We start from the raw sequence: 15,698 nt of genomic DNA, 5'->3' as shown, positions 1-15,698 counted from the left end.
ATCGGCCATATAAGCTTTACGGTGCCGTTGGCGGATTCGATCAACGAAAAAACCTCGACGCTGAAGATCACGCCCAACACATTAGAAATCGGAAAAAATCTGCCAGCCGAACTTAAATTGGTACTGAAAGACCACAAGGATCAGCCGATATCGGGCGTCCAGAAACGTATTGAGTTTGTGCCGAGTGGATTATCCGGCAACGGTGATAAGCCCGAAATAGGGGATATTAAGGAAGAGTCAGACAAATCCGGAATCTATACAGCGACTCTCACGGCGGGCACGCAAATCGGTACCTTGACAGTGACACCAAAAATCGACGAAAAGATTTTTAGTAAACTTGCGGAGAAGGTGGAATTTACTCCACCAACACCACCCAAAGTCTCGCAATTGAAATTGCAAGTTGTTGACCAAAAGTATCTGGTAGTCGGGCAAACTCTGAAGGTTGACTATGTACTCGAGCAAAATGATCCAAATGGAATTGACAACTCTTTTTACGCTTGGGGTGAAAAAGGTAAAACGGCTGCTGCAGTAAAAGAATTGGCTGATTCGGGAGATAACGGATTACCGGGTAATGATGGAACTCTGGTGACAGGCGAGGTGAAGGATGGGGAAGGAGTACCACCTTATGCGCTTAAAGAAGAACATGCCGGTAAGGTGCTTGAATTTTCAATCTTGGCGAGGAATGGAGTAAATGCCCGTGCAAGCGATATCGTAACGCTGTCAACCGATGACTCGAAGGGTAAAGGAAATGAAACAGAGAGTAAAATAGGTGGGGGCCGGGTATCCAATGTTGCGCAAAAGATCAAAATGACATGGGACATTGAAGATAAAAGTAAAACAGTCACTATCGATGGGCAATTGGTGTATAAACTTATGGCTAAATCTGATCTGACAAAAAGTGGCACTATAGGCAGAGCTCAGTTAACGGTTACACCACAAAACAGTAATGATCAACCTGTGGCTTGGGTACCGGTGATGATTGAGATGCAAGGATATGCGCGAAATGGAAGTGATGCAGTACCGCAGGATAACGTGAAAACTATGCTGGATGGTAAAGAGGGAACATTTAGTAGCTATACCGACGGTACTGGTAAGTTGGTGAAGACAGTTACAGATCCAGACGGAATAGGTTTAAGAACGAAATTGAAAGCTGTTGCGGATGGCGTTAACGGAGCTACTGTAGAAGACGAAACGAATATTATTTTTACTGTCCTTACCAGCCCTGATGTGCCAGAGGCCAACTACTGGGGACATATGGAAAAGAAAGTAAAAATTAAAGGAAAATATTACCGTAGGCCTTTATTAGACAAAGAATTTAAGGAAAGACGGTCTGCTACTCCTCCCACCAAAGTCAATAACGAAGATTGGGCTGTATCATCTATTCAAGACGCAGAGGAAAAATGTTCGAATCTACCGAGCCAGTCGGAACTCCAAAATAATATAGCCAACAGACAATTATATAATCGTTATGGCTGGCCAGTTAGCTTGCCTGTTGGTTTCCCTGTGTGGGCTGCAAATGGGCATGCAATAAATTTAAGGACTGGGACTGACATGCTGAAGTTTTCACCTCCCCCCTCTTCTCATCTTTGCGTCGTTGAAAGTAATAAGGCAAGTGCTAACTAAACTGCATCAGGTTTAACAGCCCATGAATGAAATAAAAATCCCATCCTTAAAAAGATGGGATTTTTTTCAATCCAGCCAATTCTGAATACAAAACAAAGAAACTTTACTTAGTCCTGCAAACCCAGTTTCTTCTCCAGATAGTGGATATTGGTTCCACCTTTCTGGAAGTTTTCGTCATTCATAATAGCCAGTTGCAGATCGATATTGGTTTTGATGCCGTCAATGATCAACTCTGCCAGCGCATTCTTCATACGTGCAATTGCCACTTCGCGGGTTTCACCGTAGGTGATCAGCTTACCAATCATGGAATCATAGTGAGGTGGTACGGTATATCCTGCGTAGATATGAGATTCCCAACGCACACCAAAGCCACCCGGTGAGTGGAAATGGGTGATCTTGCCCGGACTTGGCAGGAAGGTTTTGGCATCTTCTGCGTTGATACGACATTCGATGGCATGGCCCTGAATTTCGATATCTTCCTGTTTGATGGACAGTGGCAGACCGGAGGCAATGCGAAGTTGCTCTTTGATCAAATCAACACCGGTGATCATCTCTGTGACCGGGTGCTCAACCTGAATACGGGTATTCATTTCAATAAAGTAGAATTCGCCGTTTTCGTACAGGAATTCAAAAGTACCCGCACCACGATAACCAATTTCGATACAAGCGTTGGAACAACGTTCGCCGATGCTACGGCGCAATTCGGATGAAATGCCCGGTGCTGGTGCTTCTTCCACCACTTTCTGGTGACGGCGCTGCATGGAGCAGTCACGCTCAGCCAGGTAAACGGCATTACCCTGACCATCGGCCAAAACCTGAATTTCAACGTGACGTGGATTTTCAAGGAATTTCTCCATGTAGACCATGTCGTTGTTGAAAGCAGCTTTGGCTTCTGCTCGGGTCATGGCGATGGATTGAGCAAGATCCTTGTCGCTGCGTACAACACGCATGCCACGACCGCCGCCGCCGCCCGATGCTTTGATGATAACCGGATAGCCGATGCGGTTTGCAATGGTTTTGTTTTTCTCGGCATCGTCGCCCAATGGGCCGTCAGAACCGGGAACACAAGGAACACCTGCTTTTTTCATCGCGCTGATAGCGGAAACTTTATCACCCATCAAACGGATAGTATCTGCTTTCGGGCCAATGAAGATAAAACCGGAACGTTCAACTTGCTCGGCAAAATCTGCGTTTTCAGACAAGAAACCATAACCTGGATGGATAGCCTGTGCGCAAGTGATTTCCGCCGCAGAAATAATGGCAGGAATGTTCAGGTAACTTTTTGCCGAAGCCGCAGGGCCGATGCAAACAGTTTCATCAGCCAGCAGGACGTGTTTCAAATCACGGTCTGCCGAAGAGTGAACAGCAACCGTTTTGATCCCCAGCTCCTTACAGGCTCTCAGGATACGCAGTGCTATTTCACCGCGGTTAGCAATGACAATTTTTTCAAGCATGGAAACGCCTCGTTATTCGATGACGACCAATGGCTCGTCAAATTCAACAGGTTGACCATCCTGAACCAGGATTGCTTTCACTACACCCGTTTTGTCAGCTTCAATCTGGTTCATCATTTTCATGGCTTCAACAATACACAGAGTTTCGCCTTGATTTACATGCTGGCCAACTTCGATAAAAGCTTTCGCATCCGGGCTTGGTGAACGGTAGAAAGTACCAACCATTGGTGAACGAACAGTATGGCCACTGATCTGCGCAGGTTCGTCAGATGCAACTGGTGCAGCTGGCGCCGCAGTTTGCATTGGCTGCTGAGCTGGGGCAGAAATGTATTGCTGAGTGACAGGCATCGCTGGTGCAGCCAGCGTGCGGCTGATGCGTACCGATTCTTCACCTTCGGAAATTTCCAGTTCAGAAATGCCTGATTCTTCAACCAGCTCGATCAGTTTTTTTATCTTACGAATATCCATGAGTGTGATTCCGTACTCTTGTCTAAATTAGTTGGATGTTGACAAGCGGTTGACCGCTGCCTGTAATGCGAAACTATAACCATCGGCACCTAACCCGCAGATTACGCCCACTGCAATATCAGAAAGATATGAGTGATGACGGAATGGTTCACGGGCATGCACGTTGGAGAGGTGAATCTCAATAAATGGGATGTCCACTGCCAGAAGTGCGTCGCGTAGTGCCACGCTGGTATGCGTGTAGGCCGCAGGGTTAATCAAAATAAAATCTGTATTTCCCCGCGCCGAATGAATTCTCTCAATCAGTTCAGATTCTGCATTGGATTGCAGATGGGATAACTCTATTCCCGATTGGTGAGCTTCTTTTGACAGTTTGTTAACGATGTCGCTAAGTGTTAACTTGCCGTAGGTCTCAGGCTCTCGTGTTCCCAACAGGTTCAGGTTGGGGCCGTTCAAGAGTAAAATGCGAAACTTGTCTGCCATTGTGCTGGTATCTCCGGCAATCTGTCAACAATCGTTCAAGATAACTCGATGTCAACGGTTTGTCATCTCTTTCTGAACGCTAGATTTGTAAATTTGGCGATAAAGCCCGACATTATAAACAAATCGTAGCATTTAGCAGCTAATTACTGGTCTTATCAGCGAATCTTGACCACGGTTCTGCCAGTCAGCTGGCTGTTTATCAGCTTATCGGCGTATTCGATCACTTGATTTAATGTGATTTCATTGGCAGTTTGTTGATAGAACGTATCTGGCAGCAGTGTTTGCAGCCTTTGCCAGATGGCAGGACGCTCTGAAGCCGTTGCAGTGACAGAATCAATCCCCTGCAAGCGGACGTTGCGCAGGATAAAAGGCATCACGGTAGTGGGAAGCTGGCTGCCACCTGCCATACCACAGGCGGCGACTGTACCGTTGTAGTTCACTTGGGCCAGTAAAGCCGCCAGTACACTATCACCCACCGTATCAATCACACCAGCCCAGCGCTGTTTTTCCAGTGGCCGAGATGGTTGGCTGAAATCACTGGCAAGCAAGACTTCTTTTGCCCCTAAGGAATGCAGATAATCTCGGGCGCTGAGTTTACTGCTAATTGCGACGACTGAATAGCCCAATTGTGACAGCAAAGTAATCGCTGTGCTGCCAACCCCGCCACTGGCTCCTGTTACGGCAATGTCCCCACTTTCAGGCGTAACACCGCCCTGTTCCAGCGCCATGATGCAAAGCATGGCGGTAAAGCCTGCTGTCCCGATTATCATCGCTTGTCTGGTATTTAACCCTTGTGGTATGGGAGTCAGCCACTCACCGGGTACTCTGGCCTGCTCCGCCAGCCCGCCCCAGTGATTTTCCCCTACTCCCCAACCCGTCAGCAGAACATGTTGACCAACATGAAAGCGGGGATTTTCAGAATGGTGAACGACACCAGAGAAATCAATTCCCGGCACCATCGGAAATTGGCGGATGATTTTTCCTTTGCCAGTAATGGCAAGGGCATCTTTATAATTGAGCGTTGACCAATGAATATCAACAGTGACATCGCCTGCGGGCAGCTCGGATGCATCAATATCCTGAATAGATGCCAATAGCGTTTCGCGTTGGTCAAGTAATAAAGCCTTCATTATTATTCCTTCTGTGTTGGGTATATCTCTGGTGCGCTTACTGGTCAAGCATCATCACACTATAGATAAAATTGAATGAGCTGAAATGGATAAGCAGCAATATTGTGATAGAGAGTGGTAAAACTGAGATTACTTATTTTTGTTCAGGATGGCATGGTAAAAGATAATAATACACAGGTGACAATAGGGGGAAAGGTTTTGGCAGCAGGCTCAGAATAATCCTTATTTATTTGATTGCCGTTAAAGATAGCAATATTTGTGCAAATCTTGCCTGTAATATCATGAAATTCATCTATTACTTTTATATAGCGCCTATATAACGTTGTCTTTCAAGTTACAACTTTGTCGGCGATGAATTTTGTGGGCTTTAGTCTCGCGATTGAACCTTATCCTCGGTTATATAGTCATTAATGTAGGGTCAACTATGATTATGGCGGATATTTTGTACCATTGAGCTATTGTTACAGTACGGAATATTATGGAATTGCCTGTTATAACGCTCCGAGATGAATTTTATTTAGTATAGAGCGCTATTTTCTGCTTGCGCAGGAAGAATAAAATTTTTGAGAGAATAGAAATTCTAGCCGAATTTGCTGAAATTACAGCGGGTGGTTGTCAGGGCCAGAAAAGCGGGGTGGTTGCGTTTCAATATGCACTATAATGTTCTTTTTTTCGCAAAATGGGTCATTTTGGGATGCTGTGATGAAGCTATTGGTCAAATTAGCCCATTTTTATGCAGTTTTTTTCTGCTCCGTCAGAGAAAAGTAACGTAGAATATCGTGTTTCTGATGTGAATAACGTAGCCACTTTTATTGAAGTAGTAAAAGTAGTTAATCATGCGCCTTGTCGCTGCTTCATGTGGTTGGTAGAGTAGACGGACAATCTCCGTCCCCAGCTTGCAGGATTATCCTTTCGTTATGTTAAAGAAATTTCGTGGCATGTTTTCCAATGATTTATCCATTGACTTGGGTACTGCCAATACCCTTATTTATGTTAAAGGTCAGGGAATAGTATTGGATCAACCCTCTGTTGTTGCTATTCGTCAAGACAGAGCCGGTTCACCAAAAAGTGTTGCAGCAGTGGGACTTGAAGCAAAGCAGATGCTGGGACGTACTCCGGGCAATATCGCGGCCATCCGCCCGATGAAGGATGGCGTGATTGCAGATTTTTATGTTACGGAAAAAATGTTGCAGCATTTTATCAAGCAAGTCCACAACAATAGTTTCATGCGCCCAAGCCCACGTGTGCTGGTGTGTGTACCGGTTGGTGCGACTCAGGTTGAGCGCCGTGCGATCCGCGAATCTGCCCAAAGTGCAGGTGCCCGTGAGGTATTTTTGATTGAAGAGCCTATGGCCGCAGCGATTGGTGCCGGTTTGCCTGTTTCCGAGGCAACGGGTTCTATGGTCGTGGACATCGGTGGTGGTACGACTGAAGTTGCTGTTATTTCCCTGAATGGTGTTGTTTATTCATCTTCTGTCCGTATCGGTGGTGACCGTTTTGATGAAGCCATTATCAATTACGTTCGTCGCAATTATGGCTCCCTGATTGGTGAAGCAACGGCAGAGCGCATCAAACATGAAATCGGCTCTGCTTATCCGACAGATGAAGTACGTGAGATTGAAGTGCGCGGCCGTAACCTTGCAGAAGGTGTGCCCCGTAGCTTTACGCTGAATTCCAATGAGATTCTTGAAGCCTTGCAAGAGCCATTGACGGGTATCGTGAGCGCAGTCATGGTGGCTCTGGAGCAGTGTCCTCCAGAATTGGCATCTGATATTTCTGAGCGCGGTATGGTATTGACCGGTGGTGGCGCGTTGTTGCGCAATCTTGATCGCTTATTGATGGAAGAAACTGGTATTCCTGTCATTGTGGCTGAAGATCCACTGACTTGCGTTGCCCGTGGTGGTGGCAAGGCGCTGGAAATGATCGACATGCATGGTGGCGATCTGTTCAGCGAAGACTGAAAATAACTCTGCAAGCTGGGAGGTGGACATGTTTGGCTGTTACCTCCTTGCTGATTACCCGGGAGTTTTACCACTTATGAGACAACCCAGCTCAACAATGCGCAATTTATGAAGCCGATTTTCAGCAGAGGGCCTTCTCTGCAATTACGACTCTTTTTTGCTGTTATTATTGCCATTATTTTGATTGTGGTAGACAGCCGCCTTGGTGTTTTTAATAAAGTCCGTAGCTACATGGATACGGCAGTTAGTCCTTTCTATTTCCTTGCCAACGGGCCACGCCAGTTTCTGGATGGTATTTCCGAATCTTTAACCAGCCACAGTCAACTCGACTCGGAAAACCGCGCCTTGCGTAATGAATTGCGGTTGCAGAACAGCAAATTACTGCTGTTGGGGCAACTGAAACATGAAAATGCCCGCTTGCGTGAGTTGCTGGGCTCCCCTTTGCGCAGCGATGAACACATGATGGTATCGCAGGTGATTTCCGGGAGCATGGAGCCTTACCGTGATCAAGTTGTCATTGATAAGGGGGCTAAAGATGGTGTGTATGAAGGGCAGCCTGTTATCAGCGATCGGGGAGTGGTGGGGCAAGTTATTTCTGTCAGCCAACTGAGCAGCCGGGTCTTGCTGATTTGTGATACCACTCATGCACTGCCTGTACAGGTGTTGCGCAACGATATTCGTGTTATTGCCAACGGTACGGGATGTACAGATGATCTCCAGCTTGAACCTCTGCCTAGTGACACTGATATCCGTGTCGGTGATGTATTGGTGACATCGGGCTTGGGAGGCCGTTTTCCGGAAGGTTATTCTGTGGCGGTAGTCTCTTCTGTCAAAATCGACAACCAAAGAGCCCATGCAGTGATTCAGGCTCGACCGCTGGCTGAATTGCGACGTTTGCGTTATTTGCTGCTGCTGTGGGGCGCAGGCAAGAATCCATCTGAACCATTGCCTCCTTCGGAAGTATACCGTGCGGCCAATGAACGCTTGATGCAGATTCAACCACAGGTGTTGCCAAACCCAGCGGAATCACAGCCACTGAAACCGGAATCAGCTAAAGAAGAAAAAGAGGTCAGGCAGGCAGCTCCTGCAACAAAATCCGCTGAAAAACCATCGGCAAGGCCGTCATCAACAGCTACAGGAAATCGTTAATGAGCCAGTATTATAGCCGAGGACGTTGGGTCATTTGGTTATCTTTCCTGATTGCGATAGTGCTGCAAATCATGCCGTGGCCGGAGCAGTTCTTCATGTTTCGGCCAACTCTGCTGATGTTGTGCCTCATTTATTGGCTGCTTGCGCTTCCTCACCGTGTCAGCGTTGGCACGGGGTTTGTGCTGGGCATTATTATTGATTTATTGAACGGTGGTATTTTGGGGGCTCACGCTTTGGCGTTCAGCATTATCAGTTTTCTGGTGGCCTTCAAATTTCAGCTTATCCGCAACATGGCACTTTGGCAGCAAGCGCTGGTTATTATGGTTTTTTCAACCTTGGCGAACTTCTGTGTTTTTGTCGCTCACGCTTTATTACCGAAAATTGCCTTCCATCCGGAAGTATTCTGGAATGGTCTGGTGAATGGTATCCTGTGGCCTTGGCTATTCTTGTTAATGCGGAAAATCCGCCGTCAATTTTCAGTTCGTTAAAGGCGGTTTTCTGTATTTAATGAACTGATATTAAGGGCTTATTACGGCTAAAATAGCGTAATGAAATAGGCTCAAAGGATGACTCACAATGAAAACCATTTATTTAGCTTCAGGCTCACCAAGACGGCGCGAGCTGGTGGGATTGTTAGATTTTAATTTTTCGATTCTGGCACCTCAGGTCGAAGAAAAATGGCGTGAAGGGGAGTCTCCACAGCAATATGTTACTCGGTTAGCCAGAGAGAAATCACAGGCGGGTGTGGCAATTGCACCGCAGGATTACCCTGTTTTAGGGGCAGATACTATAGTTGTGTTGAATAACCGCATTCTGGAAAAACCCCGTGACCAACAGCATGCCGCTGAAATGCTTAAAAGTTTGTCAGGTCAGTGCCACCAAGTGATAACGGCTGTCGCTTTATCAAGCAATCAACACACCCTCAGCGAAATAGTCATTACGGATGTGACATTCCGCCAGTTATCTCAGCAGGAAATACAGGAATATATTGCAACTGGGGAACCAATGGATAAAGCCGGGGCTTACGGCATTCAAGGTAAAGGCGGTTGTTTTGTCAGGAAAATTAATGGCAGTTACCATGCTGTTGTCGGCTTGCCACTGGTGGAAACGTACGAATTAATCACACGATTTTTAGCGTTAGCTGATGGGAAGAACTATTCATGACAGCAGAGTTATTAGTCAATGTAACACCATCCGAAACGCGGGTTGCTTATATTGATGGCGGCATATTGCAAGAAATCCACATTGAAAGAGAAGCCAGAAGGGGCATCGTCGGGAATATTTATAAAGGGCGGGTCAGCCGGGTTTTACCCGGAATGCAGGCAGCTTTCATTGATATCGGGTTGGAAAAGGCCGCTTTTTTGCATGCCTCCGACATTATGCCGCATACAGAATGCATCGCAGGTGAAGAGAAAAAGAATTTTCACGCCCGGGATATTGGCGTATTGGTTCGGCAAGGACAAGATTTAATTGTTCAGGTAGTAAAAGATCCCCTTGGCACAAAAGGTGCTCGTTTAACGACGGATATCACTTTACCATCACGTTATTTGGTATTTATGCCGGGTGCCTCCCATGTTGGTGTTTCACAGCGTATTGAGAGTGAAGAAGAGCGGGAACGCCTGAAAAACATCGTTCAGGATTATTGTGATGAGCATGGTGGGTTTATTATCCGCACTGCTGCTGAAGGCGTCGGAACCGAAGAAATCGCGCAGGATGCCGCATTTCTGAAGCGCCTGTGGAGCAAAGTGATTGAGCGTAAAAAACGCAATATCACTAAAAATAAAGTTTATGGGGAATTGGCGCTGGCTCAGCGTGTTTTGCGTGATTTTGTCGGCTCTTCCCTTAACCGCATCCGGGTTGATTCCCGCCAGACATTTATCCAATTGCAGGAATTCATTGATGAATATATCCCTGAGATGAATGCCAAGCTGGAACATTATCAGGGAGAACAACCGATATTCGATCTGTACGGTGTGGAAAATGAAATTCAGCGGGCGCTGGAACGGAAAGTGGAATTAAAGTCGGGCGGTTATTTGATAATTGACCAAACGGAAGCCATGACTACCATTGACATTAATACAGGCGCTTTTGTCGGGCACCGCAATCTGGACGAAACCATCTTCAATACCAATATTGAAGCAACACAAGCGATTGCCCGGCAATTAAGGTTACGCAATCTAGGCGGCATCATTATCATTGATTTTATTGACATGTCTAATGAAGAACACCGTCGCCGTGTATTGGCTTCTCTGGAATTGGCACTCAGTAAAGATCGGGTGAAAACAACCATCAATGGTTTTTCACAATTGGGGCTGGTAGAGATGACACGTAAACGCACAAGGGAAAGTATCGAGCACATCCTGTGCGATAGCTGCCCAACCTGTCAGGGGCGTGGCACGGTAAAATCGGTCGAAACCGTATGTTATGAAATCCTGCGTGAAATAGTGCGTGTTAACCGGGCAATTGAAGCGGATCGTTTTCTGGTTTATGCCTCTCCTGCTGTCAGTGAAGCCTTAAAGGGAGATGAATCCCATGCCTTGGCAGAGGTTGAGATTTTTGTCGGCAAGCAGGTCAAGGTGCAGACGGAACAACTTTATAATCAGGAACAATTTGACGTTGTCATGATGTAAAAAATGGCTCCACCAATCATCTGTTTTTGCAGGTAGTCAATTTTCAGAACAGTATTTTTAGGTAACTATTTTCAGGTAATACCCTATTTCAGATAAATAACGCTGACAACCAAGGAGAAATGCGTGAAGCGACTGCCGGGAATATTATTAGCGACAGCCGCAATAGCCATTATCATGGTGGCTTTGCTTGTCAGCGGGTTACGTTTTTTCCTGCCGCATATCAATGAATACCGTCAGCAACTGGCTGAGAAAATAACTGCCGTGACAGATATTCCTGTCCAGATTGGCTATATCAGCGGAAGTTGGGAATCATTCGGCCCCAGCCTGGAAATCCGTGATATCAGCGCAAAAGCAGAGCATGCCGATATTCAGGCCAAAAAAATCATACTTTCTTTGGATATCTGGCGCTCGTTTTTGCAACGGCGCTGGTATTTTCGTGATCTGTCTTTTTACCAGCTTCAGGTGAACTATGATAAGACTTTGCTCAGGAATGATGGCAACAGTGTGCTTTCCGAGCCAGATAGCTTTTCATCCCTGTTTCTTGAGCAATTCAACCATTTTGATCTCAATGACAGCCGGCTGACTTTTCTGACGCCTTCCGGCGAAAAAGCCGATTTGCAGTTGCCAAAACTGACATGGCTGAATAAAGACGGAAGGCACCGCGCACAGGGGAGTGTCAGCCTGTCTTCGATCAATGGTCAGGAAGGTGCCGTTCAGGTAAAACTTGATTTGACGGGGAGCAATGGCGCCATCAACGATGGCGTCATTTATTTGCAGGCCGACGATATCGATATGCGGTTGTGGCTAAGTCGCTGGTTAAGAGATAACACGGGGCTGGAGAATGCCAATTTCAGTTTGGCAAGCTGGATTACCTTAAAAGAAGGGAGAATTGATAGCGGACGCCTGCAACTTAAGCAAGGTGAAGCTAATTGGCATGTGGGAGCAGATAAATATCAGCTCGCCGTTAACGATTTACTCTTGCAAATGCGCCGCCAAGGTGAAGGATGGCTGTTTGATATTCCCAATCTGGAGAATCTAAAAACTGACGGGCGGCAGTGGCCTGCGGGGCATATCAAGGCCTTGTATATCAATCAGGCGCGGGAATACCAAAACAAAGATCACTGGCGCATTCGTGCCGATAATATTCAGCTTGAGCACCTGAATGGAATCTTGCCGGTACTTTCATTCGTGACACCAGACATTGTCAAGGATTGGCAGCATTGGAAACCGACAGGGACGCTTAACCATTTTGCCCTTGATATTACGCCAGACCTCCCCGATAACCTCGGGATTCGCATGGCATGGCAAGATATCAGCTGGTTGCGTTGGAAAGATCTGCCTTCCGTCAGCCATTTTAGCGGGGTATTGGATGGCAATAAACAGCAGGGAAATATCACGTTTGCCCTGAAAAACAGTGTCATTGATTATGGCTCGGCGTTTCAGGCTCCGCTTGATATTGCCAGTAGTGAAGGGCAGGTGAGCTGGAATAACGAACAGGGCAGCATGAACGTATGGGGTCGGGGGCTGGATTTGCAGGCAAAATCATTATGGGTCAAAGGTGATTTCCATTATCTGCAACCACAAAATGCGTCGCCTGTTCTGGAGATTCTCGCGGGAATTAAAGTCAATGATGTGGGGGAAGCATGGCGCTATTTTCCCAAGACTCTGATGGGAGAGTCTTTGACTGACTATCTGACCAGCTCCTTAATCAAGGGGAAGATAGATGATGCCACGTTGGTTTTCCGCGGCAATCCCCATGATTTTCCCTTTAAGCAGGGCAACGGGCAATTTCAGGTTTTTGCACCTGTACGCCAAGCAACCTTTCAATATCAACCCGATTGGCCAGCCCTGTTTGATTTGGATGTTGATCTGAATTTCCAGAATAACGGATTACAGATGCAGGCACCGAAAATAAAACTGGGTAAAGTTGACGCCAGCCAAGTTTCTGTACAGCTTCCCGATTATGATCAGAATAACCTGTTTATTGATGCTGAAATATCGGGTGATGGAAAGGGGATCCACAATTACTTCAGCCACAGCCCGCTGTCAGAATCGATAGGCAGCACACTGGAAAGTTTGCAGCTTGATGGCAAAGTTGATGGCAAGCTCCATCTGGATATTCCGTTGGATCATCGTGAAGTCAGGGCGAGTGGCGAGGTTGCGCTAAAAGATACCCATTTGTTCATCAAGCCACTGAACAGCCATATGGAACATCTCAGCGGAAAATTCCGCTTTGACAATGGCAACTTAACAAGCGACAGACTGTCTGCCAGATGGTTTGGGCAGCCTTTGTCCCTGCGGTTTTCAACGCAAGATTTGCCAAAGCAGTATCAGGTCGATGTGAATTTGGATGCGCATTGGGCGGCGAAAACATTGCCGGAACTGCCGGCAGTGATCCGCCGTCAATTATCAGGGGCACTGAACTGGAAGGGCAAAGTCAATATCAGCATACCTTCGGGTGATATGCCGGCAGGAAATGCATCTTCAAAGGATGGGGTGAAATTCCGTGTTGAGATGGATGCTGATTTGTCACATATCAACAGTACACTGCCGGCATTGAATACAGAAACCCTACGCAACTGGAATAGAGTTAATATCCTTGCTGATGGTGGTATGGAGCAGCTCCGGATGAAAGGCAGCATCGGTAAACGATATGCTTTCAATAGCCAATGGGAATTGGGAAAACAACATGTCCGATTGCAGCGGGGCATTCTGCTGACGGATGGTGAAGGGATCCCAGATTTGCCGGAAAAATCGTTGTTGTCATTGAAATTGCCCGCCATCAATGGCGAAGAATTATTGGCATTGGTTAAACCGCTTAATTGGGGATCATCGTCAAATTCGGTCTTAATGTTACCCAATGCCGCAGAAATTTCATTGCCTTCGTTGGATTTGGTGGGTCAGCATTGGCAGCAGCTTACATTTAATATCATGCAACAAGCGGATGGCATGAAGGTAAGTGCGGTAGGAGAAAATATTGACGGCAGTTTGTTGATTCAAAGCAACAAGCAGATGCAGGCATCGATCAATTACCTTTATTACGATCCCCTGTTTGGGCCAAACACATTGGCTGATGGTGATAAACTCGTATCGGATAAATCCCCGGCTATCCACTATTCTCTGGAGAGCTGGCCGGCATTGGATGTGGAGTGTACAGAATGTTGGGTTGCCGGGCTGAAACTTGGCAAAATCTCAGCTTCTCTTAAACCAGAAGGTGGTGCCTTGGTGCTGTCCCACGGCCTGATAGAAAATGATGCGGGAAAATTGACCTTATCCGCGCGTTGGCATGAAAATAATACGGAGAGTTATACTCAAACCACAGGGCAATTCTCAGGAAAAAAATTCGATGACATGGCTGCTTATCTGGGTTTTATCGTCCCGATTATTGATGCGCCTTTTACGTTTGATTTTAATTTGAAGTGGAAGGATGTCCCGTGGCAGCCAGACTTGAAAACGCTGGATGGCACATTGAACGGAAAGATGAAAAAAGGGGCTATTTCCAAACTGGGGGGTGGCAGAGCTGGGCAGTTATTGCGGCTTGTCAGTTTTGATGCCTTGTTGCGTAAATTACAGTTGGATTTCAGTGACACATTCAGTAATGATTTCAACTTTGATTCTATCCGTGGAGATGCGACCGTAAAACGTGGTGTTATTGATACCGATAACTTCGTCATTGACGGATTGGCAGCAGATATCAATGCCAAAGGTTCGGTAGATTTAGTTCATCGCCAGATCAATATGGATCTCGTGATCACACCTGAAATATCAACAACGGTTGGAGTCGCGACAGCTTTTGCCGTTAATCCTGTGGTTGGTGCAGCAGTTTTTGCAGCAACAAAAGCATTGGGGCCGCTGTGGCGCAAAATATCGGTGATCCGTTATCGGTTAACTGGCAGCCTTGAACAGCCGAAAATTGATGAAGTCTTACGTCAGCTTAAGGAGAATAAAGGGTCATGAGAAACATCAATGTTGCACTTTTACAATTATGCAGTGGGACAAATGTTAAATATAATTTAGCGCAAATTGAACAACAGATTAAGCAGCTGCCAGAGACAGTCAAGCTGGTTTTGACCCCGGAAAATGCGTTGTTGTTCGCTGATGCTGATACCTACCGCGAGCATGCAGAAATACAGGGAAATGGGCCATTGCAGCAAGCTGTGGGCGAGATGGCACAGCGTTATGGCGTTTGGTTACTGATTGGCTCTATGCCGCTGATCAGCCGTGAAGATCCGACACGCATCACGAGCAGTAGCCTGTTGTTTGATGATCAGGGTGAAATCCGTGCCCGCTACGATAAAATCCACATGTTTGACGTCAATATCAATGATGAGCATGGTGCCTATAACGAATCCACAATTTACCAACGTGGGGAACATATCACTGTTGTTGATACACCAGTCGGTCGTTTGGGCATGACTATCTGTTATGATCTACGTTTTCCCGGGCTATTTCAGGCGTTGCGTGAGCAAGGGGCTGAGCTTATTTCCGTTCCGGCCGCTTTCACCCGGTTGACCGGAAAGGCACATTGGGAACCGCTGCTGAGAGCCCGTGCCATTGAGAACCAATGCATTATTTTGGCTCCGGCGCAGGTCGGCGTACATGGCTCTCGCAGAACATGGGGGCATTCAATGGCAGTGAGTGGCTGGGGGGAAGTCATCAAGAAAAATTCCCTGACCGTCAGCGCATTGCAACTTAATATCCGGCGGGACAGCTTGACCCACATGCGTGAGCAGATCAAAGTGGTGAAACATAATCGGTTCCGTCCACAACTGACTTCTTTAATAAAAAAGAATACAAATTAAG

The 15,698-nt window shown here is 46.6% G+C and carries 12 protein-coding genes; 8 read left to right on the top strand and 4 right to left on the bottom strand.

Annotated features, from left to right (window positions below; translation table 11 throughout):
- On the top strand, positions 1–1,623 hold a 1,623-nt coding region (locus FE392_RS14995), incomplete at its 5' end, for an Ig-like domain-containing protein (RefSeq protein WP_319931027.1).
- A 107-nt stretch (positions 1,624–1,730) separates the two neighbouring features.
- Here the strand turns inward: FE392_RS14995 and accC are convergent.
- The 4 genes from accC to acuI form a co-directional block, all read right to left on the bottom strand.
- Positions 1,731–3,077 carry an acetyl-CoA carboxylase biotin carboxylase subunit gene (gene accC, locus FE392_RS14990; protein WP_319931026.1) on the bottom strand — a complete coding sequence of 449 codons (1,347 nt, stop codon included), beginning with the start codon at positions 3,075–3,077 and terminating at the stop codon, positions 1,731–1,733.
- A gap of 12 nt (positions 3,078–3,089) precedes the next feature.
- Complete coding sequence (gene accB, locus FE392_RS14985; protein WP_319931025.1) at positions 3,090–3,545, bottom strand: acetyl-CoA carboxylase biotin carboxyl carrier protein; 456 nt, start codon at positions 3,543–3,545, stop codon at positions 3,090–3,092.
- Positions 3,546–3,572: 27 nt separating this feature from the next.
- The gene (gene aroQ / locus FE392_RS14980) at positions 3,573–4,025 is read right to left on the bottom strand and encodes a type II 3-dehydroquinate dehydratase (protein WP_319931024.1); all 453 of its coding nucleotides are present in this window, start codon (positions 4,023–4,025) and stop codon (positions 3,573–3,575) included.
- A 155-nt stretch (positions 4,026–4,180) separates the two neighbouring features.
- Positions 4,181–5,155 (bottom strand): acrylyl-CoA reductase (NADPH), encoded by a 975-nt coding sequence (gene acuI / locus FE392_RS14975; protein ID WP_319931023.1) that lies wholly within the window; start codon positions 5,153–5,155, stop codon positions 4,181–4,183.
- Between the two features lie 917 nt (positions 5,156–6,072).
- Here acuI and mreB point away from each other — a divergent pair.
- The 7 genes from mreB to nit1 all read left to right on the top strand — a co-directional run bounded on the left by mreB (position 6,073) and on the right by nit1 (position 15,697).
- Positions 6,073–7,116 (top strand): rod shape-determining protein MreB, encoded by a 1,044-nt coding sequence (gene mreB, locus FE392_RS14970; RefSeq protein ID WP_010847922.1) that lies wholly within the window; start codon positions 6,073–6,075, stop codon positions 7,114–7,116.
- A gap of 108 nt (positions 7,117–7,224) precedes the next feature.
- Complete coding sequence (gene mreC, locus FE392_RS14965; RefSeq protein WP_319931022.1) at positions 7,225–8,265, top strand: rod shape-determining protein MreC; 1,041 nt, start codon at positions 7,225–7,227, stop codon at positions 8,263–8,265.
- Positions 8,265–8,753: a rod shape-determining protein MreD gene (gene mreD / locus FE392_RS14960; protein WP_319931021.1), complete on the top strand. Its 489-nt coding sequence runs from the start codon at positions 8,265–8,267 to the stop codon at positions 8,751–8,753. The genes mreC and mreD overlap by 1 nt, the downstream gene beginning before the upstream one ends.
- A gap of 88 nt (positions 8,754–8,841) precedes the next feature.
- Positions 8,842–9,429 (top strand): Maf family protein, encoded by a 588-nt coding sequence (locus tag FE392_RS14955; protein ID WP_319931020.1) that lies wholly within the window; start codon positions 8,842–8,844, stop codon positions 9,427–9,429.
- A complete protein-coding gene (rng, locus tag FE392_RS14950) occupies positions 9,426–10,895 on the top strand; it encodes a ribonuclease G (RefSeq protein ID WP_319931019.1) in 1,470 nt (489 codons plus the stop codon). The genes FE392_RS14955 and rng overlap by 4 nt, the downstream gene beginning before the upstream one ends.
- A 123-nt stretch (positions 10,896–11,018) precedes the next feature.
- Entirely contained in the window at positions 11,019–14,852 is a 3,834-nt protein-coding gene (gene yhdP, locus FE392_RS14945) for an AsmA2 domain-containing protein YhdP (protein ID WP_319931018.1), read from the top strand.
- On the top strand, positions 14,849–15,697 hold the full coding sequence (gene nit1 / locus FE392_RS14940) for a deaminated glutathione amidase (RefSeq protein WP_319931017.1): 849 nt from the start codon (positions 14,849–14,851) through the stop codon (positions 15,695–15,697). The genes yhdP and nit1 overlap by 4 nt, the downstream gene beginning before the upstream one ends.
- The last annotated feature ends 1 nt before the right edge of the window (position 15,698 follow it).

This window comes from Xenorhabdus santafensis, from assembly GCF_033949405.1.
GTDB classification, from domain to species: Bacteria; Pseudomonadota; Gammaproteobacteria; order Enterobacterales; family Enterobacteriaceae; genus Xenorhabdus; species Xenorhabdus santafensis.
The sequence above is the reverse complement of the archived record's forward strand: the minus strand, read 5'-3'. Positions and strand labels throughout refer to the sequence as shown.